Genomic DNA, 20,622 nt, shown 5'->3' with positions numbered 1-20,622 from the left:
AAACATATATTATTATCTTAATCCGCACTGTTATCATACGAACATTAAGTGATATTATGTTCGCTTTACTGTGTTTATGGCAACAGATAATACACATAAAAGCGTGATATGGCGTGATACACGTCACTCATTAATGTTATAATTATAACAATTTATTATTTTAATGCGTTCAGTCACAAAACCATAGATCACATTTGTTAATACATTTAACATGTCAGTATTGTATGAATGAGAATTGCAGATATATTTTAAGGCTGAAAAATGATTTCCAAGCGGTTAGAGCGGCTAAGAAGAATGATGTCTTGTTTAGACCACCAAGATAAAATTCATATTAAAGAGCTGGTTAGACTCCTAGAGGTATCTGAGATGACTGTTCGACGAGACCTTAACTCTGACTATGCTTCGAATTTTGGTATAGAGTCTTATGGCGGCTATGTCAGAAAAGAAACCAATAAAAATATATTGAACGTGGAGGCTTCCAGTAGCATGGAAGAAAGTACTAAGTTGATTTCTGAGTTGATTTTTTCTGAAGATGTAGTTTTTTTTGACAGCGGAAAATACAATGGTCAACTAATAGACATGATTAACCAAGACGTTTCATTTACGGGTGTAACAACATCGCTAAACACATTCATGTTTTTGAAATCCAAGCCAAACTGTAAACCCGTACTTTTGGGCGGAAGCTATGACGACCTCAATGACGTTTTTATCTCGCATAACAATGACATTCTGAAATCAATGGTGTATAGCAAATCTTTTTTAACGCCCAATGGGTTACATGACGAATTTGGTGCAACAGTAGAAACTGAATATTGCGCAAGCGTCGCAAAAAGTGTGTTGAGTAGGACGATTGAAAAGTACTTAGTTTGTTCAAACGAATCACTTGATACCGTATCAAAATTTAGTGTCTGTGAGGTAGGTGTATTCAACTACTTCATCTCATTTGAAAATACGTCAAACCCTGTGGTTAGCCAAGGGGGAGGCACACTTTAATTGATGTCCAACCATTGCTTAAATTAGGGTTATCCAAACTTATTCTATCCAACAATGAGTTTAGCTTTACACGTAAATGCCACCCCCCCCCCACATTATTGTACTGAACATTTACCCTGTTTTTGTTGCACAACACCAATCAATTGTAGGCAATGGAATCTACGTCTTACAAAGAAATTGACCTTGACGGTTTGAAGCTCTGTACCTTGCGCTCATGGACTCGCAAGTTGGAGAAATTACCAAGAGAAGATGCGTGGGCGTGTGCGCTCATCTGTAAAAAGGCACTGAAGGTCTTAACTGTGCTTAATGACCAATATCGCTCAAGAAAAGGAGATATTCACTGCTCTCCACGATTTCGCTTTGATGGCAGGGGTGGTAACAACATTTACCGTCAATTGAAAGATGTGGTGTTAAATACATCAAATCTTGGCGAACTATTAAAGTTTTATTCGAAACACCGTGATATTACATATGAACCCGATGAAATGGATGAGGTGTATCGCTTGCTGAATCCAGTTGTGCCCTCTAAATACAATCCTATTAGAGAGCGAGGAAATGGCAAATTTTACTGGCATTTTTCAACTCACTCACTGAGACGAACCATTGCTCATTTTGTTGTGGGAAATGGCTTAGTGTCTCTGGCTGCTTTGAAACACCAGTTTAAGCACATCAGTCTCTCTATGACGGCTATTTATGCCAGTCATGCAGAAGTATTGGCTGCTAGGGATAGAGAATAAAGAGTGTGATAAATATCACTATCAATGTGATTTTTTATTATTATTTTTTAATAACTTAAGATACATTCATATGTAGGATCTTAAGGGGTCGGTCAGAATATTTATCAATATTTAGCATGAAAAAGGTGTCTTCGTGCCTCATTTATGATCTTATTGGTTCGCCAAAACTAAAAAGTAACTGAAACACGAAGATGACGAACCTTACATTATTAACAGAAAAAATAAGCACTATTTTTAACGCTAAAAAACTATTTCATTTAGCCAGAGAAAAGAAATTTATACTGCGTGCTCGTCAGATCAACCCCCTGAAGTTATTACTCTCAATCACCAATACTTTAGACTGCCAATCAAAAACTAACCTAGCTGATATCCATCGTAATTATCAACGTATTAGTGGTATGCCAATTAACTACAAACTCTTTCATAATCAGCTCAAAAAGCCTCAATGTAGTGAGTTTTTTAAAAGCTGTTTTGAAAACATAATGCAGCAATGGGTACTTCAATCACTCAAGCTCACATCACTACCAACAGGCGCTAAGTTCCTATTTTCAAAGATAAAATTACATGATGGTTGTTCATTTCAAGTACATGATGGCTTACAGGAAACATATCCTGGCCGCTTTAAGAAGCGCTTCCCCGCTGCGATTGAACTTCACGTTACTATGGATCTATTAAGCGGCAGCATCGATTATTTATCCATCGGTGCAGATACCGAGACAGAAAGGCCGCACGCGCCCAAAGCTACATCATTAAACGGTATGTTATTACTGACGGATGCAGGTTATTTTGATCGAAAAAAGATAATCAGCATTGAGCAACAAGGCGGTTATACCATCACTCAAGCTGCTTGTAGTATTAATCTTATCGTTAAAGCAGCTTATAATGTTCAAGGAAAAATCATAAAATCTGCCGTGGGAAAAAAACTTAACACGTTAAAATTAAAGAATAAAAATAGCACACTAGATTTAAGCGTCCGCTGGTCGGGATATGACTTTGATTTTCGTGTGATCGCCTTTTGGTATAAAAAGAAAAAACGTATTGGCTATTTGGTTACCAATCTAGCCGGAGAAACAGTGCCAGCCTCAGATGTTGTTGAATTATATCGCCTGAGATGGCAAATATAATGACTCTTTAAAGAGTTAAAATCGTATTGCAACCTAAAGATATTCAGTACAGAGAATAAACCTATTGTCACCATACTTATTTATGCGAGTTTTATTACGGTTTTGCTCAAGCGATTAATGGCTTACAGTACAGAAGCATTGAAATCATGCTTGATATCGACACAAAAAACGGCACGAACTGCCCCGCATTGGCTATCGTTAATGGTAGAAAAAATTAGCGTGGGCGTATCACTTAAAGAAGTACTGCGTGAATCCATTGATATGATCGCTAAGCTATGTAAACGAGCCCATCCGAAGCGAGATTTAAAGGATGGACTTTATCAATTTGGTGTAATTTCACTGGTGGATATTTAAGCATTGTTCAAAAAACAGGCTTACGTACCTACATATGAATGTGGTTTAAAAGATAGAAGTTGAACTATGCTGCCGTAAGCTCACATAAGTATGATGAATTTAGCGTGCGACCACACAGTTGTATGATTACATCAATAAATTTTCAACCTCTCTTTCAAATTTCGTGACGCTAAATATTTGTACTGTCTACTACCTTTCTCTTTGCTCTTAATTAGTAAGTTCAGATCTACTAACTTATCCAGATAGCCTCTGGAAGCTGCTGCCGTAACATTGAACTATGTCTGCCATTCCTTAACTGTGAATTCCCGCCCTGCGTCTTCGAGTGCCTTCTTAATAATCGTGATGTGTGCGTGTTTAAACTCTCTAAAGTATGGAGACTTATACAGGTCCAACCTAGTTCTCTCAATCTGTTCAATTTTCTTCTGCATAAACGTTGTGAAACTTTCCAGAGCTCGAATGATAATACCCATATTAAAATCGATGAAATGTGTAAGATCGAACTCATCTACTTCACTCTTAACAAAAGCGCGAGCATATCTGTTCTTAGTGCTTTTAAGTAGCGACGAAATAGAAATGTACTCGAAGTTGTCATAGCCACCCTGTCCGAGACAATTAATGATAATCCATCAATCGATTTTCGCATATCCGTGACACTTGACACTAAATAAACATTGCCTGTCGGTGTCATAGTCGCGCTGCAACCCAATGGTTAATTTGAGTTTGACTGAGTGTTGAAGGGAATTCAACGCGAATACCATTAGGCAATGACAGCACCACAACATTGGTGCCACCATGTTCAAAGACAATAGGCTGAACCTGCTGCTTGGTCTCTTTTGCATTGAGTTTTTGACCCAATTGTGAAGCGTTTGATAGTTGATTTACCGTTCAGAATAAAATTGCTTGATGGGTAATTGGCTTTGTTTGAACTCAGTGAGCATTTGAGTCCAGTGGTCATGTTTTTAGGGTTGATTCATAGTGCCTCCTTTGTGAGAAAGTACTATGACAAAGTCTTATTCTTATTGGTATGTGGAGTTAATTGACCGCTTACGAATAACCGGCTTTTCCTTCTTATATTGCATCAGGCTTTACACTATTTACGAAAAATAGCCATTATTTTAATGCTATTACTTATATTTTTTAGACCAAATTAACCGCTTTAATGAAAATTTCAATTTATCTTAAACAAACCAACCCTTAAAGTAATTTTTTTAACAAATATTATCAATGACTTATATTTACTGATGTAGATTAATATACAAAGTTAAAAATAATCACTCTATAAGTTAAACTTTTTTAACACTTCTTCCGTATGAAACACATCTTTAGGCTCATACCACTTAAGTATGATGATTTAATATATTTTAAGGGTAATGAAATTATAGGTCAGATATTTAGTTTTTATCTAAAAGATAGATTCTGAAACAGATAAAAAACAAGTGTCATATGTCATCTTGTAGTGGACATTTTGACACTAAAAATAATATTCACGCTTTATTTGCAGAGGTTTTAAATGACACACAACTTATCTTCCGGCGATACAGTCGGTATGTCTTTTTGGCTAATATCTATGGCACTTGTTGCTGCCACAGCTTTTTTCTTTGTTGAGCGCGACCGCGTGGCAGGCAAATGGAAAACATCCCTGACTGTGTCAGGGCTTGTTACGCTAATTGCGGCAGTGCATTATTTTTACATGCGCGATGTTTGGGTCGCTACCGGTGAATCACCAACAGCATTTCGATACATTGACTGGTTGTTGACCGTACCACTACTGATGGTAGAGTTTTATTTGATTCTATCTGCAGTTGCTAAAGTTCCTGCTGGTGTTTTCTGGCGTTTACTTATCGGTTCTATTGTTATGTTGGGCTTCGGTTACGCTGGTGAAACCGGATTAATGAGTGCGAAAATAGCATTTTGGCCATCAATGGCAGCTTGGGGCTTCATAATCTGGGAAATATTTAAAGGTGAAGCAAGCCGGATTAATGCTGGATTAGCAAATCCTCATGTACAAAAAGCCTATAAAACAATGACGCTTCTGGTCACAGTTGGTTGGGCTATTTATCCACTAGGTTATTTTGTGGGTTATTTCACGAATGGCGCAGACGCCGGTACTATGAATATTATTTATAACGTAGCCGACTTCTGGAACAAAATAGCTTTTGGTGTTGTTATCTGGGCAGCGGCAGTCGCTGACACAGACTCAAAACAAGCATCATCGATTAAAACAAGCTAGATAGACTAAAAAATTGGGAGAGTCGATTTCTGACTCTCCTTTTTAAAAAGTAAAATAATAAAGTAATCATTTATAGGTTACATATTTTAAGGGTACTAATAATGTTCCCAACAAACACAAATAATGTTCTAACATTGAAAAACTTGGATGCCTTTTATAAGGATGAAATGCCAAATTCAAACAGTCGTCTAACTGAGGCAGCTAGATATCATTTTAAAAATCCAGGGAAATCTTTTCGAGCGCAGCTTGCATTATCAAGTGGTGCAGCACTAGGTCTAAACGAGCATGACAATTTACATTGGGCAGCAGCTTGCGAGCTATTGCATAACGCATCACTAATACACGATGATATTAGCGACTCTAGTACTCATCGGCGCGGTCAAGAAAGTATTAATAAGCATTTCGGTTCTGATATGGCTTTATGTTTGGGTGATTGGATGGTCGCTAAAGCTTTTGAGCTAGCTTCTAGAAATAGTGGTTACGGCGGTCCACTTGTCGGACTACTTGCCCAATCTATGCAGGAAACATGTAGTGGTCAAATATCAGATATCACTCAGCGTCAGTGTGCTGAATTAGACGAGTGGCAACGAATTGCTAAAGGTAAAACAGCACCGCTTCTAATTGCTCCAATTAAAGGAGCTGCTTTAGCCGCAGGCTTCAGTAGCAATTTAGACAGTTTAAAATCTCTAGAAACCCTAGTGGGTTTCTGTGGTCTTGCTTATCAAGGTCGTAACGACATCGATGATATTGTGCCATCAAGCCATCGATCAAGTGATCTAGACGGGCGAAAACCCAACTTGGTCATTAGCTTATTCGCTCAAGAAGCTCTAGGTCGAGATAATTTTAATGCCTGGTACATGTCCAGCGATAATTTGTTATTAACGCATTGGCAACGACGTATCGCCTCGAGTGAAGCGATTCTACAAGCTAATGAATTTGTTGATTACTGGTTAGTAAAAGCAGAGCTGCTTGTTAATCGGTTGCCCACCCAACTTCAGCCAGTGGCTTGTGGATTGGTTGCATCAGTAAAACAAAAAATAGTGATTAAATATCAGGGGTGGTCCGGTTGAATTCAAAAATAAAGGTAACCGATAAAACAGCAGTAGTGATTGGTGCAGGTTTCGCTGGCATAGCTACTGCTTTAAGGCTAAGAGCTTTAGGGTATCAGGTAACATTACTTGAGCGACTCGATAGTTTAGGTGGTAGGGCTCAGGTCTTTGAGCGTGGTGGGTATCGCCATGATGCGGGTCCAACGGTTATAACCGCACCTTTTTTATTCGATGAGTTATTTGAACTCTTTGATGAAAAAATTGAGGAACACTTAGAATTTGTTCCTTTGGATCCTTTCTATCGCTTTCATTTTGCCGACGGCAGCCAATTTGACTATTGCGCTAGTATCGAAGATACGCTAACTGAGATAAGACGCTTTAGTCCCGAAGACGCAGATGGCTATTTAAAGCTTCTAGATAAATCTAAAAAGGTTTATGACGTAGCGTTCAAAAAACTTGTTCACAGGCCTTTTACCCATGTTTGGGATATGGTCAGACAGATCCCCGCTCTGCTGATCTTAGAATGTTACAAAACTGTTTCACAGATGGTAAATAATCATTTAAAGCATCCTTTGATACGCCAAGCATTTTCAATACATCCTTTATTGGTGGGTGGAAACCCGTTTAAAACTACAGCTATTTACACCTTAATTCATTACCTAGAACGCCGCTGGGGGGTATTTTTCTGTATGGGTGGCACCGGAAAGTTGGTTGATGAATTAGGTGCACTTATGGAGCGCCAGAGTATCGATATTTTACTCAATGCTGATGTAGATGAAATTATTGTTACCAACAATACTGCTACTGGAGTTCGACTGAATAACAACCAGACAATTAATGCTGACTTAGTGGTTTTTGCTGGAGATCCTGAGACTTGCTATCGACATCTACTGCCTAAAATCAAACTTAGCCTGCCCAAAATTAAGAAACAGTATAGCATGGGGCTTTATGTGCTTTATTTTGGTACTAAAAAATTATATCCAGATGTAGCTCATCACAGCATTTGGATGGGTCCTCGTTTTAAAGAGTTACTCTCCGAAATTTTCGATGATAAAAAGATGAGTGAAGATTTTAGTTTGTATGTACATCGCCCTACTGCGACAGATAAAAGTTTTGCGCCAGAGGGATGTGAATCTTTTTATGTCTTATGTCCGGTACCTAATTTACAAGGTAACGTAGATTGGAGCACCCAAGCAGAAGTATTGCGCGATCGTATTGTTAAGGCACTAGAAGAGACTATATTACCTGAGCTCTCATCTGTAATTGAGGAAGTATTTTGGATGACTCCAGAGGATTTTGCTAAGGACTATCGTTCTATGCATGGTGCAGGTTTCTCTATTGAACCACGACTTACCCAATCAGCTTGGTTCCGATTTCATAACCGCGATAGCGCTATTTCTAATCTTTACTTTGTCGGCGCCGGTACTCACCCAGGTGCAGGTCTTCCCGGTGTTATAAGCTCTGCGAAAGTAGTAGAAGAATTACTGACAGGCGTTGAAGTTGGATCGGGCGGATAGATGATGGATAATTCGCAGTCAGATAATATATCATCAAAAAAATTAATGGCTCGTCATGGCAAATCATTTTATTGGGCCAGCCTATTTCTTGGTTCCAACTTAGCTAACAGTGCTGCGCAACTTTACAAATTTTGCCGCTTTGTTGACGACTTAGCAGATGGAGATATTCCAGACCGTCAAGCATTACTAGAGAACATTCGCGCCTGCCTCAATGGCCATAATCAACCTGCAAGTTCTGAAATAGACGCTTTTTTAAATCTGGCCGCCAAGCATAATATCCCTCTTACAGCGGCAACTGAATTACTAGATGGTATGTTGAGTGATCAAACGCCAACTACTTTTGAGAGTGAAGCAGAATTACTGCGCTATTGTTATGCCGTTGCAGGGACCGTAGGGATTATGATGTGCCGAGTGCTAAACTGTAAAGAACAACGTGCAGAAAGCTTTGCTATAGACCTTGGTATTGCAATGCAGTTGACCAATATTGCTCGAGACGTCTTAGAAGATGCTCAGATGGCACGCCGTTACCTGCCGGCGTGCTGGGTAAACTTAACGGCTTCTGAAATTGCTGGTATGAATGCCACATGTCATGAGCCTGTCGCTTTAGCCATTAAGCGTATACTCGATCTTGCCGAGGATTACTATGAAAGCGCTCTACTTGGCATCCAATTGCTGCCCTTTCGGTCGCGTTTTTCAATTACTGTCGCCTTACGCGTTTATCGGCAAATTGGTATATCACTAAGGGAACGTGATTTTTGTTGGTGGCATGGTAGAGTTTATGTCGCGACGCCAAAGAAAGCCTTATTAAGTTTGCGCAGTATTGTAGATTTAATACCCACAAAAGTGCCGTCTCATAACAAGCAATTGCATCGACATTTAAAGGGGGTATAAGGTGTCGCGTCTTCATAATAATTTGAATAAAATAACCAAACTTGATATCGCCATTATTGGCGGCGGCAGTGCAGGCATAAGTCTTGCTGCCAAGCTGAACAATGTCTCTGCGGTTGTTGTAGAACCCAGAACGCCGATTGAGCGAGATTGTAGCTGGGCCTTATGGGCTAATTACGCCCAAAAAACACAATTTCAGACCGCTATTAAAGGTAGCTGGCAGCAGTGGCGAGTGACTGACCACCACACTGAGGTTCTCCACAGTAGTGACCAGTTCCATTATATTAGCCTAAGTTCAGCTAAATATATGGGACAGTGTGAGAAGAATTTAGCCGAAGGTGTTGATTTAATTCGTGCTACGGCAGAAGATATTCTTACTGAGGGAATAGGTGGCTCATTTAGCGCCGGAGGTCAACAATATAAAGCTGAAAAAATTTATGACAGTCGACCACTAAAGGTTTCTGAAGACAGCTTAAAGCAGCATTTTTTAGGCTGGGAAATTCGTACAAAAGCCCCAATCAGTGATCCCCAAATTGCAACTTTAATGGATTTCCGCGTAGACCAATCTCGCGGGCTCCACTTTATATATGTTCTGCCTTTCTCAGATCGACGCTTGTTAATTGAGTCGACTATGATATCTAAAAAATTGGAAGACAAAGAGTGGTATCGCCAAGCTATTTACCAATGGCTTAAGGAGCAAGAAATTGAAATAGAGGAAACATTAGCCGAAGAAACGGGTATTATTCCCATGCAATCAATAAACCCATTAGATATAAAATCTGGAGCGATTGGTGCTGCAAGTGGAGCAGTTAGGCTTTCCTCAGGTTATGCATTTGCCAGTATTCAGGAACAGATAAGTAAATTGGCTGAGTGTATCAGTTGTGGCGATTTTTCAGTTCCTGCACCTATTCACCCATTTTTAAACCATATGGATAAGATATTTAATGGAGTATTGATGGCACACCCTGAGCTCGGCGTTACCATTATGATGCGCACGGCAAAAGCGTTAGATGCTGATGGTTTTGCGCGCTTCATGCTCGGTTCGGCTACATTAATTGATTGGGCTAAAGTCATTTTAGCTATGCCAAAAGTATCATTTTTAAAACAGATTTTTCGTCAATGACAAGCTGGGATATGCTCGCTATTTGCGCTGTATTATTATTTGGCGTACCCCATGGCGGGCTAGATGGTGCTGTTGCGCGTCGTATTGGTTGGTCATCAGGTATTCAATCATGGTGTCTTTTTCACTTTACTTATATTATTTTAGCCGCTTTAGTTACCCTGCTTTGGTGGTTATTCCCGCTGGCCAGTCTCGGCGTATTCTTATTAATATCAGCACTGCACTTTGGTGCTAGTGATATTGTTGATATAGGCACTGATTTACTACCTTGGGCTGCTCATGGCGGTTTAGTTGGTATTGTTATTCCCAACCTTCATCCCATATTGGTTGAGCCTATTTTTACCATTCTGGTTGGTGCGGATAATGCTAGCCTATTGATGAACTGCATCACCAGCTTATTTTTTCCTTGGTTACTTAGCCTAATAGGTTACTGTTTCTTCGCTTATTGGCAGGTTAAATATCGTAAATCGTTAATTAACCTGCTGGTGCTAGTAGGGTTAGTTTTTATACTTCCGCCATTAATTAGTTTCTCGTTATACTTTTGCCTCTGGCACAGCAAAGGTCATACACTTCGTCTGTGGCATAGTTTAGACGTAACTGAGCGACGCCGCAGTGCAGTTGAGGCGGCAATATATACCGTAATCTCTTGGCTAGCAGCAGGATTTATTTTTTACTCTTATCAAGAACCCTCTTCTATTACATTAATAAAGGTTACCTTTATAGGTCTGGCAGCACTCACCTTACCCCACATGCTACTTGTCGATTACGCTGATAGGCAATACTACACTAGAGGAAGACCACTATGACGGATATTAGTACCCGCAAAGCAGACCATATTGCACTTGCATTACAGTCTTCACATCAGGCTAGCCAAGGTGCTGGGTTTGATCGTATACGATTTGAGCCTAATCCACTCCCCCAAATATCTCTCCAAGATGTCGAATTCAACAGCGATTTTTTAGACAGACGCGTGGCGGCGCCATTTATGATTGGCGCCATGACAGGTGGTTGCGATAATGGTGAGATGATTAATCAACATCTCGCCGAAGCTGCTCAGACTTGTAACATTCCAATGTCACTCGGCTCTCAACGAGCGGCACTGGAACGCGGTTTACCACAAAATGTTAGGCGATGGGCTCCTTCAGCTATTGTGCTTGGCAACGTAGGTGCCACTCAATTGCAGCAACATGGCTTAGACTTAGCAAAACGTGCGGTGGACTCGGTCGAAGCAAATGCGCTAGTCATCCACCTCAACCCTCTTCAGGAACTAATACAGCCAGATGGCGATCGGGATTGGAATAAGGTATTAGAAGCGATTCAACACTGTGCTGACAAACTTAACGTACCTGTCATCGTTAAAGAAGTGGGTGCAGGTATGGGTCCTAATAGCGTTAAAAAGTTAATGGATGCTGGTATTAAATGGATTGAAATTGCTGGACGCGGCGGTACTAACTGGGCAAGTATTGAATTAAGTCGAAACGGATCTGAACGAGAACGAGAAATCGCGAGTGCCTTTCTTGAATGGGGTATGGACACGGTTGAAATACTGCCTGCAGTGCATGCAGCGTGCCCAAGCTTAAATTTCATTGGCTCAGGTGGAGTGCGTAATGGCTTGCATATAGCTATTTGTATTCGATTAGGAGCAAAGATGACAGCTTTAGCTCAACCATTTCTAGCTCCAGCCTTAATATCAACAGAAGCTGTTATCGAAAAAATTTCGATTGTTGAAGAACAGTTACGCTGGGCAATGTTTTTAACCGGCAGTCAAAAATTATCAGATTTACGTAAGGCGACTCTTCAAAAAAGTTTTAACCAAAGAATTTGAGAGTTTAGCAAAAAAAGAAGTATTTGTTGTACCTACTGACAAATTCTTTTAACCATTTTCTGTTAAAACCTTCTGATGGCCATCGAGGGTGATTGCGAGAGGTAACAACACCTAAATCGTATATCTTGGCTCGCATCGTTAAGCTTTTCACGGGCGCACGGTTAACTGAATGCAACACCAAATTTCTCTTCAACCATGTTTCTGTCCAAACTCAACGTTTAGTAGCCCTACAGTGTGGTCACCTGTTTCATTGTGGTGCACTTCCCAACCACTTTATAGCTGTATATATCTTCTGTCATATACCGATAATAGTGTTGACCCAAAAACCTTGTCAGTAAGCAGCTGGTATCCCAACTCCACACCTCATTCGCTTTTTTAGCCGTGTAGCTCATCGGTTTTTTATTGTTATTTCACGGTTGAGCTTTGCCTCGGTGGTGCAGCATATATAGCCGATTTCAATATACAATAAAACTCAGATCTCGAGGCGATATACTCTCATCTGTTAGCTATAGTGGTAATGAGGCAAACTCATTCTCATTACCAAGGTCAGTCACTGCCTTTCTTTTGCTCTCGCTTAGTTTATTCAACGGCTCCGGCCTCATCGCTGCAAGCCTTTTCTCTGAGCCAATTGAACCTTCTACTCGCCAATGCGGTAAGGTTGTTGTTGATAACCCAAACTTCACATGCCCTATCTTGCCTCGCACCTAACGCGACTGCTCTGCTAATGATCTGTGCATGATTTAACATTTTAGCCTGCTGTTACCGCTGTTGTTACTTGGTGTTTCTTTGTAAAACGCCAGCGCTTCTCGGCGCCCACAATAACGGATATAAGGGCACCACAGGAGAACACTCGAATCCATGAATAGAGGTCTATTGGGGCAGAATTAAACCATGCATTCATTATCGGCAAATAGGTAAACAAGCCCTGAAGTACTGCCATAATGATTATACCAAACCAAATCCAAGGATTGCTAAATAAACCCACTGAGAAAATCGACCGTTCAAACGAGCGACAGTTCAATAGATAGAAGGCCTCGCCGACCACAAACATGGCAACCGCCACGGTTTGGGCTTGCTCTTCGCTGGCACCCAGACTCAACTCTAATTCGTAAAGACCAAAAGCCGTGATGCACAATAAAGATGACACCAACACAATACGCCATAATAATATACTGTCGATAATAGGCGCATTTGGGATATTAGGTGGGCGCAGCATAATACCTTTTTCTTTCGGTTCAAAAGCAAGCATTAAGCCTAAGAAAATAGCCGTCGTCATATTTATCCAAAGAATATGTACGGGCAACAGCGGTAGCGATACACCTAAAATAACAGCGACAAGAATGACTAAGCCTTCGCCGCCGTTGGTCGGTAGCGTCCATACGATGAATTTTTTTAAGTTATCAAAAACGCCTCGTCCTTCTTCTACAGCATCTCTTACGGTTGCAAAGTTGTCATCGGTAAGCATCATGTCGGCCGCATCGCGTGCTACTTCCGTGCCGTTTAATGCCATGGCAACGCCAATGTCAGCACGCCTCAATGCAGGTGCATCATTTACACCATCGCCGGTCATTGCAACCACTTGATCTTGCGCTTGTAGGGCCTTTACAAGTTGTAATTTATTTTCAGGAGTGACCCGAGCAAATACTTTGAATGTTAGTGCGGCTTTCATCAGTTCGTCATGCGTAAGCAGTGCCAGCTCTTGACCTGTAATAGTGGCATTGCCGCTAGCGTTGTCTACAATAGTAAGCTGATGAGCGATGCTAGTAGCCGTCAAAGCATGATCGCCGGTGATCATTTTCACATCAATACCAGCAAGGTAGCAGGCTTTTACGGCCTCTATCGCTTCTGGACGAGGCGGGTCTATCATCGCTTGTAATCCCAGAAACTCTAAATTTTGAGCTAGAAATTCGTGGCTAATACTACTGCTATTTGAGTCTACTCGCTTGCGTGCAAACGCCAGCACGCGCAAGCCGCGACTGGCCATTTCTTGCACCTGCTGATGAATACGATCATTGGCAAGTTCAACCTGTTCACCATTATGATCGAGCATACAAATACATTTTGGTAAAATACTCTCAATAGAGCCTTTCATGTAAACAACATTACCTTCTTCTTCAGCATTTAAAATTGCCATGTACTGATATTCTGATTGAAAAGGGATTATGTCTAAACGATTCTGCGTAAGCTGGCTTTCGTTAATACCCGCCTTGGCAGCCGAAACAATTAAAGCAGCTTCTGTAGGGTCACCAGTAATAGTCCATTGCTGATGCGATTTTTCGAGCGTAAGGTCAGGAGCGTTGACTAGCGCATCATTACATAAAAAACCCGCTTTTAAGGTGGTGAATCCGGCTGAAATAGTAGGCAAAGTTGCTACCTTACCGCCGTCATTAAATTCTCCGTGTGGATCATAACCACTTCCGCTAACACTAAAGCTGCGGCCTCCAGCCCATATATCGGTAACCGTCATTTGGTTTTTAGTAAGGGTACCGGTTTTGTCGGAACAAATTACCGTGGTGCTGCCTAAAGTCTCAACCGCGGGTAAGTTGCGTATTACGGCGTTTTTTTTTGCCATTCGAGATACGCCAATTGCCAGCATGATAGTCACCGCAGCGGGCAGGCCTTCTGGAATCGCACCTACGGCAAGTGCAACCGCTGCCATAAAGGTATCAATTAGGGGTCTGCCGTGGAGCCAGCCAATAAATACGGTGAGGGACGCTAGTCCAAGAATGGCATAAAGCAGCACATGGCTAAAACTCGCAATTCGTTTGGTAAGTGGGGTATCGAGCGTTTCAGTGGTGGCAATCATTTCAGAAATTTTACCGATTTCTGTATTATCACCGATGTGCACAACAACACCTATGCCAGTGCCGTAGGTCACTAGTGTAGAAGAAAAGGCCATATTACGTCTATCGCCTAATAAGCATTTTTCAGATAACGTGGATACGTCTTTCTCGGTCGGTAACGATTCGCCAGTAAGTGACGATTCATCAATTTTTAAGTCGCGTATTTTGATTAAGCGAAGGTCTGCAGGTGTTTTATCGCCTGCTTGTAATATGACAACATCGCCTAGCACCAATTCTTCAGCTAATATTTCTTGACGTTTGCCAGCGCGTAATACGGTTGTTTTTGTCTTTACCGAGTTAGAAAGTGAATTTATTGCATTTAAGGCCTTCGATTCTTGTACAAAGCCAATAATAGCGTTAACCAAAACCACTGCAAATATAACGGCCGAGTCAACCCACTCGTGCAGCAGCAAGGTAACCACGCATGCCGCCAGTAAAATATAAACAAGCGGTTGATTAAACTGTAGTAAAAAACGTTTCAGCGGACCGGTGCCTTTATGCTCAGTAATTTTGTTGTGGCCAAACTGCTCGCGCCTTTCAATAATCTCATCTAAACTGAGACCTTCTTTAACGTTTGTCGCTAACGAAGACGCCACGCTGTCAGTACTTTGGTCGTGCCATGTCGACTTGAGTTCCATTGCTCTCTCCAAATTGACCAGATACTAATATAGGTATACTAGCGTTTTAATATACTGAGTTGTTATTCAAAAAACAGTCGTTAAATAGCTGTCGAAAGATCGAGAAAACCGATAACTTGATTTAAAAAGACAATAAAATACGAGTTTATATATTCTGGGTTTTGTCTTGATTTGAGCCAAGCCAGCTGTGGCAAGCTGATTACCGAAGGATTGTTAGATGCCAGTCTGATATGTACTAACGCTGTCAGTAATCGCTGGATAAATGTCGTTATTTTTATCCATTGTGGAAAAATGATGAAACTTTTTGATTGCTAGATTAATGGTGAAGAATAAATGTTTACAGCCCCTCTTATTAAATCGTTACTGGTATGATGATAGATATCAAAATACTTGATTCTATTGCGCTATTGAACATTTTTAGGGCGCATTCTCGCTTGCTTTAGCTGCGAGTTAAGCCTTGCGTAAAGCGAAGCTTTACTGTTTGCTTATTGCTTTGCTTTGCTTAATGGATTTATCAGAGGGAGGCTTCTTCTGATTGTCAATATAAGCACCTACCTGTTCCAAATTTCCGCCACCACATGAAACTACACAATAGCTTGGTGACCAAAATTTACTACCCCAAAGTTTGGTACGAATACTTTCCCAAAACTCTCTGCGAAGTACATAACTAGATTTACCTTTTAGTTTTCCAACTAGATTTGATACAGCCACTTTGGGGTGTACCTGCACCATTAAGTGTACGTGGTCAGCTTCAAAACTGTATTCCATTAACTCACATTGCATTTGTAGGCAAGTCTCGGAAAACACCTCTCGAAGACGCTCTCCCATTTCTAAAGTAAAAACCGCTCTTCTGTATTTCGCAACAAAGACTAGATGGACTTGGTTTTTATAGATGCAACTGCGTCCTGTTCTCCACTCGTACATATAAACCTCACGCTTGATTTGCTATGCAAAGTAGTCTAGTCTGTTTATAAACACATTACAAGGTAGCTTACGCATGGCAATACGCGGTTTTAGTATCAATATCTCTGACAAAACAAGTAGCCGTCAGGCTACTTGTTTTGCTCAGTGGATCGGTGCTTCTAACGTAATGCGTAATCAAAAAAGATCAGAGTATGTTGGTCTGCTTGCTGAAAGCAAGGGCGACCAGATTAATCAAGCCTACAGCCACATACGCACAAATAAGGAACTGCCTTTTTTAAAGGCAATTCCTGTGCAGATAATGCGTAACGCAGCAAGCCTTGTATTTGCTGACGTAGAAGCTTCACGCAAAGGTTTACGTAAGTTTCCTAAGCAAAAGGGGCGCGGCAAAAAACGCAGTGCTTTGATCACAAAAGAGCTGTTTATGCTTGAGCCGTTAGGCGAAAGTAAAACGCTCTTAACCATCTTTGATAATGCGACCAAGAAACGGCAAAAGTTGTTTTCAATTCAACTGGATTACGTACCAGATCAACTTTATAAACAGTTTAGGATCTCAAGATTAGGCAATAAGTTTACTTTCTCGGGTTCGTATAACGACGGTGTAGACTCACCCACAAACGAAGAATTACTTAATGGCTTTGTAGAATACAATGACGATGATTTGCTTGCGCAAATCACGGGCATCGACCGTGGTGTTGTTCTCCCTGCTTGTACAAGTGAGGGCGCACGCTACGCTTATAATCCAGCACAAGTTGCTAAACTGAAAGCTATCGCTAAGAAAAAAGCGCATTATCAGCGCCTTTTAGCGAGTAAAAAACGCTTAAACAAAAATAAAAACAAGCACCGCTGTGAGTCTAAGTCACAACAAAATTTAGCGACTAAAATTTCTAAATTAGATAGCAAAACAGCTAATGTTCGTGAGAACTTTTGCCATACAATTTCTAAAGAAATTGTTATACAAGCCAAACCTATTATTAGCTTAGAAGATTTAAAGCTGACCAATATGACGCGCAAGGCGAAGCCTAAGCGTGACTCAACAGGTCGTAAATTTATCAAGAATAATGGTAGAGCAAAGAGTGGTCTAAACCGCTCTTTACTTAATGTATCTCTCGGCAGGCTTGGTATGTTTATTACGTACAAAGCGAACGACTACGGCAAAGCCGTCGTAGCAATAAACCCTGCTTACACGTCACGAACGTGTCACATTTGCAAAAAGAAACACACCGTCAGACCAAACCAAGCTACGCTGGTTTGTCTAAACGGGTGTGGTACATTTAACGCTGACGAAAATGCAGCGATAGTAATAGCACAACGTGCAGTACCTTACATCAAAGAGTCTAAGTTTGCTGATAAAGCAAAAACTCGTAAGAATACTGCAATCAGGAAGAAAAAGGCGGTATCACCGCCACTGGTGAGCGAACTGTCATCAGTTAAAAAATCAGGAAAGTTAGAGGCTGTTTCTTCGGAAATGTCACCTTGTTTGCTAACGCAAACAAGCCGACGTAAGACCACCATCAGGCGGCACGCTGTGTACCAAGCTTTCTTACAACAAGGGACATTAACTTAGTTTTTGTCTTGGAAACTCGATAGCTTTAGCTACGAGTAGTTCATCATACAAGCAGCATTCTCGACCATTGTACTGTGAGCTTACGGCAGTATAGCGTGACAACATCAATTTACAGGCACAGCTTGACCTAGGCGGTTAAGCCTACGTTAATCTGTTTAGGTGGGGTTTATCTAAATGACTTAACTTTTGGTGATATAATTCCACGGTAAGTCATTTTCTGGGTGGGCTTTTACCTGCGCACTTTCCTGCTGCAATGTGGTGAAGTAATCAAAGACATTAATACCCGCTTCACTTGCCGTTGCGATAACTGAGGTAACCACATCACCAATCGTTGCCCCCAGTAATGTTTTGTGGAACATCGCATTTTTTCTGTCTCGCACGATGATTTTTAGCATCGATTCTATACGGTTATTATCGATTTTCACGCCTTTCATGCTGCAAAAATAACTGAGGCCAACATAGTGTTTAAGGAAATAGCGGATTGCTTTGCCCAGACCACTATTTTCTTCGACCGTTTCGTTGGCGATATGCGCTTCGCCCCATGATTTAATGTCTTCCATGATGGGCAATGAGTGAGCCTGATGATAAGCAAGCCTGGCCACAGGGGATAGTTTTTCGCTTTTAGCAAAATCATCATTCCCCCATATTTCTCCATAGCGTTTGAGCACATACTCAACTTCCTCAGGAAAATGATTAATCACATCGACAAATTGTCGTCTGGCGTGGCTGTTACACAGTGACATTGTAGCCTCTCTTGCCGTGGGACGATTACTCGGTAATGCATCACTCATGATGACGGGCTTATCACATAACTGACTGCGTTTATGCAAAATGCTGTCAATGAATTCACCTGCGTGGCCGATGTTGGTTTCAAACAAGACGATGGTATTATTATCTTTCAGTGTGGCGATAACCCCTGAGGTATAAATACCGCTACGCAGTCGTATTTTATCGCTATTGCGGACGGCTTTCTCGACCGGTTTAGCGTCTAAAATGCGGTGCGTCGTGTCATCCAGATAATAATGTTCGGCGTCTGAGGCTACATTAAAAAGCTGCTGGTACACAGGGTAAATATCATTACAAACCCGCTCAACTTGGTCAAAGACCGTTGAAGCGGTAATTTTTACCCCCAGTAGCTTTTGAATACTGCACTGACGATAAAAAGGCAATCCTGCAAAGTATTTGTAAATGGCCATCAATGACCGCGCAGAGTAACCATATTTTTGCTGGCTTTCACCATCGACTAAGACGTCATCCGGCAGAGGCGCACTGAAATAAGCACCGCAAGTATTACAGCGAAGACGCTCCATCACATGCTGCTCAGGCTTGAACGGGCTTTGCCCTGTAATACGCAGTAAGCTACCAGGCTCAGTTTTATACACTTTACCGGTTAAGCACTCCGTACAGGTATCACCTTTAGCCACATCTGTCATTGCGTGAACGATAACGACGGGCTTAACAGGTGTAAAACCTTCACCTTCATCGTGTTGACGGTTTTTGCTTTTCTTACCGGATGCTCTCGCTTGCTTAAGTACACTGGCAAGCTTTTCAGATGACTTTTCAATACCCAACAATTTTCGCAGTTTATGCACTGTGACATCATGGTGGGCTAACCGGTCTTGCATGCTCGCTAACGTCAGCAACGCATCAAGTAATAACTGACAATCCTCTGGACTTAACGCGAGGTTGTTCTCTTTGGCCTCACTGACTCGCGATATCAACGATTCAAGTGCGGGTCCATCAATATCGGTAAAGGGTTTACTCACGGTTTATCCACATCGTTTAGGCTGAAATCGAGGTTGCTGGGGGAAGGGTTATGATCCGATAACATTAACAATCAAGCACTAATATTGCTGTTTTTTTGACTTAAATAAGATCGTGTTTTTGCCACATTGGATCGCAGTTCAGCAACAGCTGCCGTAACTGCTTGGCGATGAACGGTTCAATTTTTTGCTTTGAGCCTGGCCAATGTACAAACTTGCCTTTTGACAACCGCTTGGTCATCAACCAAAAGCCGCTGCCATCATATGATAATGCACGTACCATGGTTTTATTGCGGTTAATAAAGACGAACACCGAGCCAGAGCGAGGGTTAGCCGCTAATGTATAACGGCATAGTGCCGCTAAACCATCCATTCCCTGACGAAAGTCGACAGGTGCAATGGCGATTAAGATATGCGTCTCAGAGGTAAGATGTATCATGATTTCAACGCCCTGATCAGCGAAATAAGGGTTTGTGGATCATCAACGCCTGATAAAGACATCGTATCTCCGTGAGCAAATTGGATCACTACATTAAAAGTGGTTTGAGCAGATGATGTTGAAATGGGTAGGTGCACAAACTGGTGGGGACTGAGTTGAGGATTTACGCTATTTCGCCACTATTTAAGCTGGCCGCCACTAATCCGTAGTGCGGATGTTATTTTGCTAGATGAATAATGTTCGAGTAATCCGACGGCGTGTTCACGCAATGTATTGGGGGTTGGAGCTTGACGACTATTCCTGTTGCTACGCCAGCATTCAAAAGCTGTTGTGAGGGTTGATAAGGGATCTAATGTTGACATGATTGCATCCTGATTATTGAGTTGCGATCATTAAATCAGTTTACAAGATAGAAGTTGAACTATGCTGCCGTAAGCTCACTAAGAATATGCCAGAACTGAGTCAGATGCATAGGCATGATTTTTAATGTTCTTGCCGTGCCTATGTTGTCGATATAACATTTTTATAGTTGATCTTGATCGAAGTTTAGCAATCTTATTTTTATAAATATAAATTCACTATTGAAAACGGTAATGATAGCCATTACCATCTGC

The 20,622-nt window shown here is 41.3% G+C and carries 19 protein-coding genes and 1 pseudogene; 12 read left to right on the top strand and 8 right to left on the bottom strand.

The window, feature by feature from the left end:
- Window positions 1-261: 261 nt before the first annotated feature.
- The 4 genes from EGC80_RS11330 (at window position 262) to EGC80_RS11315 (ending at window position 3,208) form a co-directional block, all read left to right on the top strand.
- The gene (locus tag EGC80_RS11330; RefSeq protein ID WP_124013311.1) at window positions 262-993 is read left to right on the top strand and encodes a DeoR/GlpR family DNA-binding transcription regulator; all 732 of its coding nucleotides are present in this window, start codon (window positions 262-264) and stop codon (window positions 991-993) included.
- A gap of 227 nt (window positions 994-1,220) precedes the next feature.
- Window positions 1,221-1,730: a site-specific integrase gene (locus EGC80_RS11325; protein WP_233768492.1), complete on the top strand. Its 510-nt coding sequence runs from the start codon at window positions 1,221-1,223 to the stop codon at window positions 1,728-1,730.
- A 191-nt stretch (window positions 1,731-1,921) separates the two neighbouring features.
- Complete coding sequence (locus EGC80_RS11320; protein ID WP_124013310.1) at window positions 1,922-2,854, top strand: IS4 family transposase; 933 nt, start codon at window positions 1,922-1,924, stop codon at window positions 2,852-2,854.
- A gap of 117 nt (window positions 2,855-2,971) precedes the next feature.
- Window positions 2,972-3,208: a hypothetical protein gene (locus tag EGC80_RS11315; protein ID WP_124013309.1), complete on the top strand. Its 237-nt coding sequence runs from the start codon at window positions 2,972-2,974 to the stop codon at window positions 3,206-3,208.
- Between the two features lie 505 nt (window positions 3,209-3,713).
- Here the strand turns inward: EGC80_RS11315 and tnpB (EGC80_RS22990) are convergent.
- Both tnpB (EGC80_RS22990) and EGC80_RS22430 read right to left on the bottom strand, forming a co-directional pair.
- Window positions 3,714-3,896: an IS66 family insertion sequence element accessory protein TnpB gene (gene tnpB / locus EGC80_RS22990; protein ID WP_124013308.1), complete on the bottom strand. Its 183-nt coding sequence runs from the start codon at window positions 3,894-3,896 to the stop codon at window positions 3,714-3,716.
- Window positions 3,893-4,063, bottom strand: a complete 171-nt coding sequence (locus EGC80_RS22430; RefSeq protein WP_164839457.1) for a hypothetical protein — start codon at window positions 4,061-4,063, stop codon at window positions 3,893-3,895. Before EGC80_RS22430 ends, tnpB (EGC80_RS22990) begins: the two co-directional genes overlap by 4 nt.
- A gap of 655 nt (window positions 4,064-4,718) precedes the next feature.
- Between EGC80_RS22430 and EGC80_RS11305 the strand changes: the two genes are divergently transcribed.
- From EGC80_RS11305 to fni, 7 genes are all read left to right on the top strand, one after another.
- Complete coding sequence (locus EGC80_RS11305) at window positions 4,719-5,438, top strand: bacteriorhodopsin-like (protein WP_124013307.1); 720 nt, start codon at window positions 4,719-4,721, stop codon at window positions 5,436-5,438.
- A gap of 167 nt (window positions 5,439-5,605) precedes the next feature.
- On the top strand, window positions 5,606-6,508 hold the full coding sequence (locus EGC80_RS11300) for a polyprenyl synthetase family protein (RefSeq protein WP_206191856.1): 903 nt from the start codon (window positions 5,606-5,608) through the stop codon (window positions 6,506-6,508).
- The gene (gene crtI / locus EGC80_RS11295; protein WP_233768491.1) at window positions 6,505-8,004 is read left to right on the top strand and encodes a phytoene desaturase family protein; all 1,500 of its coding nucleotides are present in this window, start codon (window positions 6,505-6,507) and stop codon (window positions 8,002-8,004) included. The genes EGC80_RS11300 and crtI overlap by 4 nt, the downstream gene beginning before the upstream one ends.
- On the top strand, window positions 8,005-8,895 hold the full coding sequence (locus tag EGC80_RS11290; protein WP_206191855.1) for a phytoene/squalene synthase family protein: 891 nt from the start codon (window positions 8,005-8,007) through the stop codon (window positions 8,893-8,895).
- Between the two features lies 1 nt (window position 8,896).
- Window positions 8,897-10,015, top strand: a complete 1,119-nt coding sequence (locus EGC80_RS11285) for a lycopene cyclase family protein (RefSeq protein WP_124013305.1) — start codon at window positions 8,897-8,899, stop codon at window positions 10,013-10,015.
- On the top strand, window positions 10,012-10,818 hold the full coding sequence (locus EGC80_RS11280) for a Brp/Blh family beta-carotene 15,15'-dioxygenase (protein ID WP_124013304.1): 807 nt from the start codon (window positions 10,012-10,014) through the stop codon (window positions 10,816-10,818). The genes EGC80_RS11285 and EGC80_RS11280 overlap by 4 nt, the downstream gene beginning before the upstream one ends.
- Window positions 10,815-11,837, top strand: a complete 1,023-nt coding sequence (gene fni / locus EGC80_RS11275; RefSeq protein ID WP_124013303.1) for a type 2 isopentenyl-diphosphate Delta-isomerase — start codon at window positions 10,815-10,817, stop codon at window positions 11,835-11,837. The genes EGC80_RS11280 and fni overlap by 4 nt, the downstream gene beginning before the upstream one ends.
- 25 nt (window positions 11,838-11,862) lie before the next feature.
- Here fni and EGC80_RS22710 read toward each other — a convergent pair.
- From EGC80_RS22710 to tnpA, 3 genes and pseudogenes are all read right to left on the bottom strand, one after another.
- Window positions 11,863-12,575: pseudogene (locus EGC80_RS22710) on the bottom strand (IS3 family transposase); the annotation flags it as partial.
- A gap of 10 nt (window positions 12,576-12,585) precedes the next feature.
- Window positions 12,586-15,318, bottom strand: a complete 2,733-nt coding sequence (locus EGC80_RS11270; RefSeq protein WP_124013302.1) for a cation-transporting P-type ATPase — start codon at window positions 15,316-15,318, stop codon at window positions 12,586-12,588.
- Between the two features lie 474 nt (window positions 15,319-15,792).
- A complete protein-coding gene (gene tnpA, locus EGC80_RS11265; protein ID WP_124693474.1) occupies window positions 15,793-16,242 on the bottom strand; it encodes an IS200/IS605 family transposase in 450 nt (149 codons plus the stop codon).
- Between the two features lie 73 nt (window positions 16,243-16,315).
- On the opposite strand from tnpA, the gene EGC80_RS11260 reads away from it, so the two are divergent.
- Window positions 16,316-17,806 carry an RNA-guided endonuclease InsQ/TnpB family protein gene (locus tag EGC80_RS11260; RefSeq protein ID WP_124013300.1) on the top strand — a complete coding sequence of 497 codons (1,491 nt, stop codon included), beginning with the start codon at window positions 16,316-16,318 and terminating at the stop codon, window positions 17,804-17,806.
- Between the two features lie 179 nt (window positions 17,807-17,985).
- On the opposite strand, the gene EGC80_RS11255 is transcribed toward EGC80_RS11260, so the two are convergent.
- From EGC80_RS11255 to EGC80_RS11245, 3 genes are all read right to left on the bottom strand, one after another.
- Window positions 17,986-19,572, bottom strand: a complete 1,587-nt coding sequence (locus tag EGC80_RS11255; RefSeq protein ID WP_124693473.1) for an IS66 family transposase — start codon at window positions 19,570-19,572, stop codon at window positions 17,986-17,988.
- A 100-nt stretch (window positions 19,573-19,672) separates the two neighbouring features.
- Complete coding sequence (tnpB, locus tag EGC80_RS11250) at window positions 19,673-20,008, bottom strand: IS66 family insertion sequence element accessory protein TnpB (RefSeq protein WP_124013299.1); 336 nt, start codon at window positions 20,006-20,008, stop codon at window positions 19,673-19,675.
- A gap of 179 nt (window positions 20,009-20,187) precedes the next feature.
- Window positions 20,188-20,370 carry a hypothetical protein gene (locus EGC80_RS11245; protein WP_124013298.1) on the bottom strand — a complete coding sequence of 61 codons (183 nt, stop codon included), beginning with the start codon at window positions 20,368-20,370 and terminating at the stop codon, window positions 20,188-20,190.
- Between the last annotated feature and the right edge of the window lie 252 nt (window positions 20,371-20,622).

This window comes from Shewanella psychromarinicola (genome assembly GCF_003855155.1).
GTDB classification, from domain to species: Bacteria; Pseudomonadota; Gammaproteobacteria; order Enterobacterales; family Shewanellaceae; genus Shewanella; species Shewanella psychromarinicola.
This window is presented reverse-complemented; position numbering and strand designations above follow the sequence as displayed.

Bases quoted from the DNA above. Each gene is read 5' to 3' on its own strand.
- EGC80_RS11280 (WP_124013304.1), top strand. From the start codon at position 10,012: ATGACAAGCTGGGATATGCTCGCTATTTGCGCTGTATTATTATTTGGC.
- tnpB (WP_124013299.1), bottom strand. From the start codon at position 20,008: ATGATACATCTTACCTCTGAGACGCATATCTTAATCGCCATTGCACCT.
- EGC80_RS11305 (WP_124013307.1), top strand. From the start codon at position 4,719: ATGACACACAACTTATCTTCCGGCGATACAGTCGGTATGTCTTTTTGG.
- EGC80_RS11260 (WP_124013300.1), top strand. From the start codon at position 16,316: ATGGCAATACGCGGTTTTAGTATCAATATCTCTGACAAAACAAGTAGC.
- EGC80_RS11320 (WP_124013310.1), top strand. From the start codon at position 1,922: ATGACGAACCTTACATTATTAACAGAAAAAATAAGCACTATTTTTAAC.
- tnpB (WP_124013308.1), bottom strand. From the start codon at position 3,896: ATGACACCGACAGGCAATGTTTATTTAGTGTCAAGTGTCACGGATATG.
- EGC80_RS11330 (WP_124013311.1), top strand. From the start codon at position 262: ATGATTTCCAAGCGGTTAGAGCGGCTAAGAAGAATGATGTCTTGTTTA.
- fni (WP_124013303.1), top strand. From the start codon at position 10,815: ATGACGGATATTAGTACCCGCAAAGCAGACCATATTGCACTTGCATTA.
- EGC80_RS11315 (WP_124013309.1), top strand. From the start codon at position 2,972: ATGGCTTACAGTACAGAAGCATTGAAATCATGCTTGATATCGACACAA.
- EGC80_RS11245 (WP_124013298.1), bottom strand. From the start codon at position 20,370: ATGTCAACATTAGATCCCTTATCAACCCTCACAACAGCTTTTGAATGC.
- tnpA (WP_124693474.1), bottom strand. From the start codon at position 16,242: ATGTACGAGTGGAGAACAGGACGCAGTTGCATCTATAAAAACCAAGTC.
- EGC80_RS11270 (WP_124013302.1), bottom strand. From the start codon at position 15,318: ATGGAACTCAAGTCGACATGGCACGACCAAAGTACTGACAGCGTGGCG.
- EGC80_RS11300 (WP_206191856.1), top strand. From the start codon at position 5,606: ATGCCAAATTCAAACAGTCGTCTAACTGAGGCAGCTAGATATCATTTT.
- EGC80_RS11290 (WP_206191855.1), top strand. From the start codon at position 8,005: ATGATGGATAATTCGCAGTCAGATAATATATCATCAAAAAAATTAATG.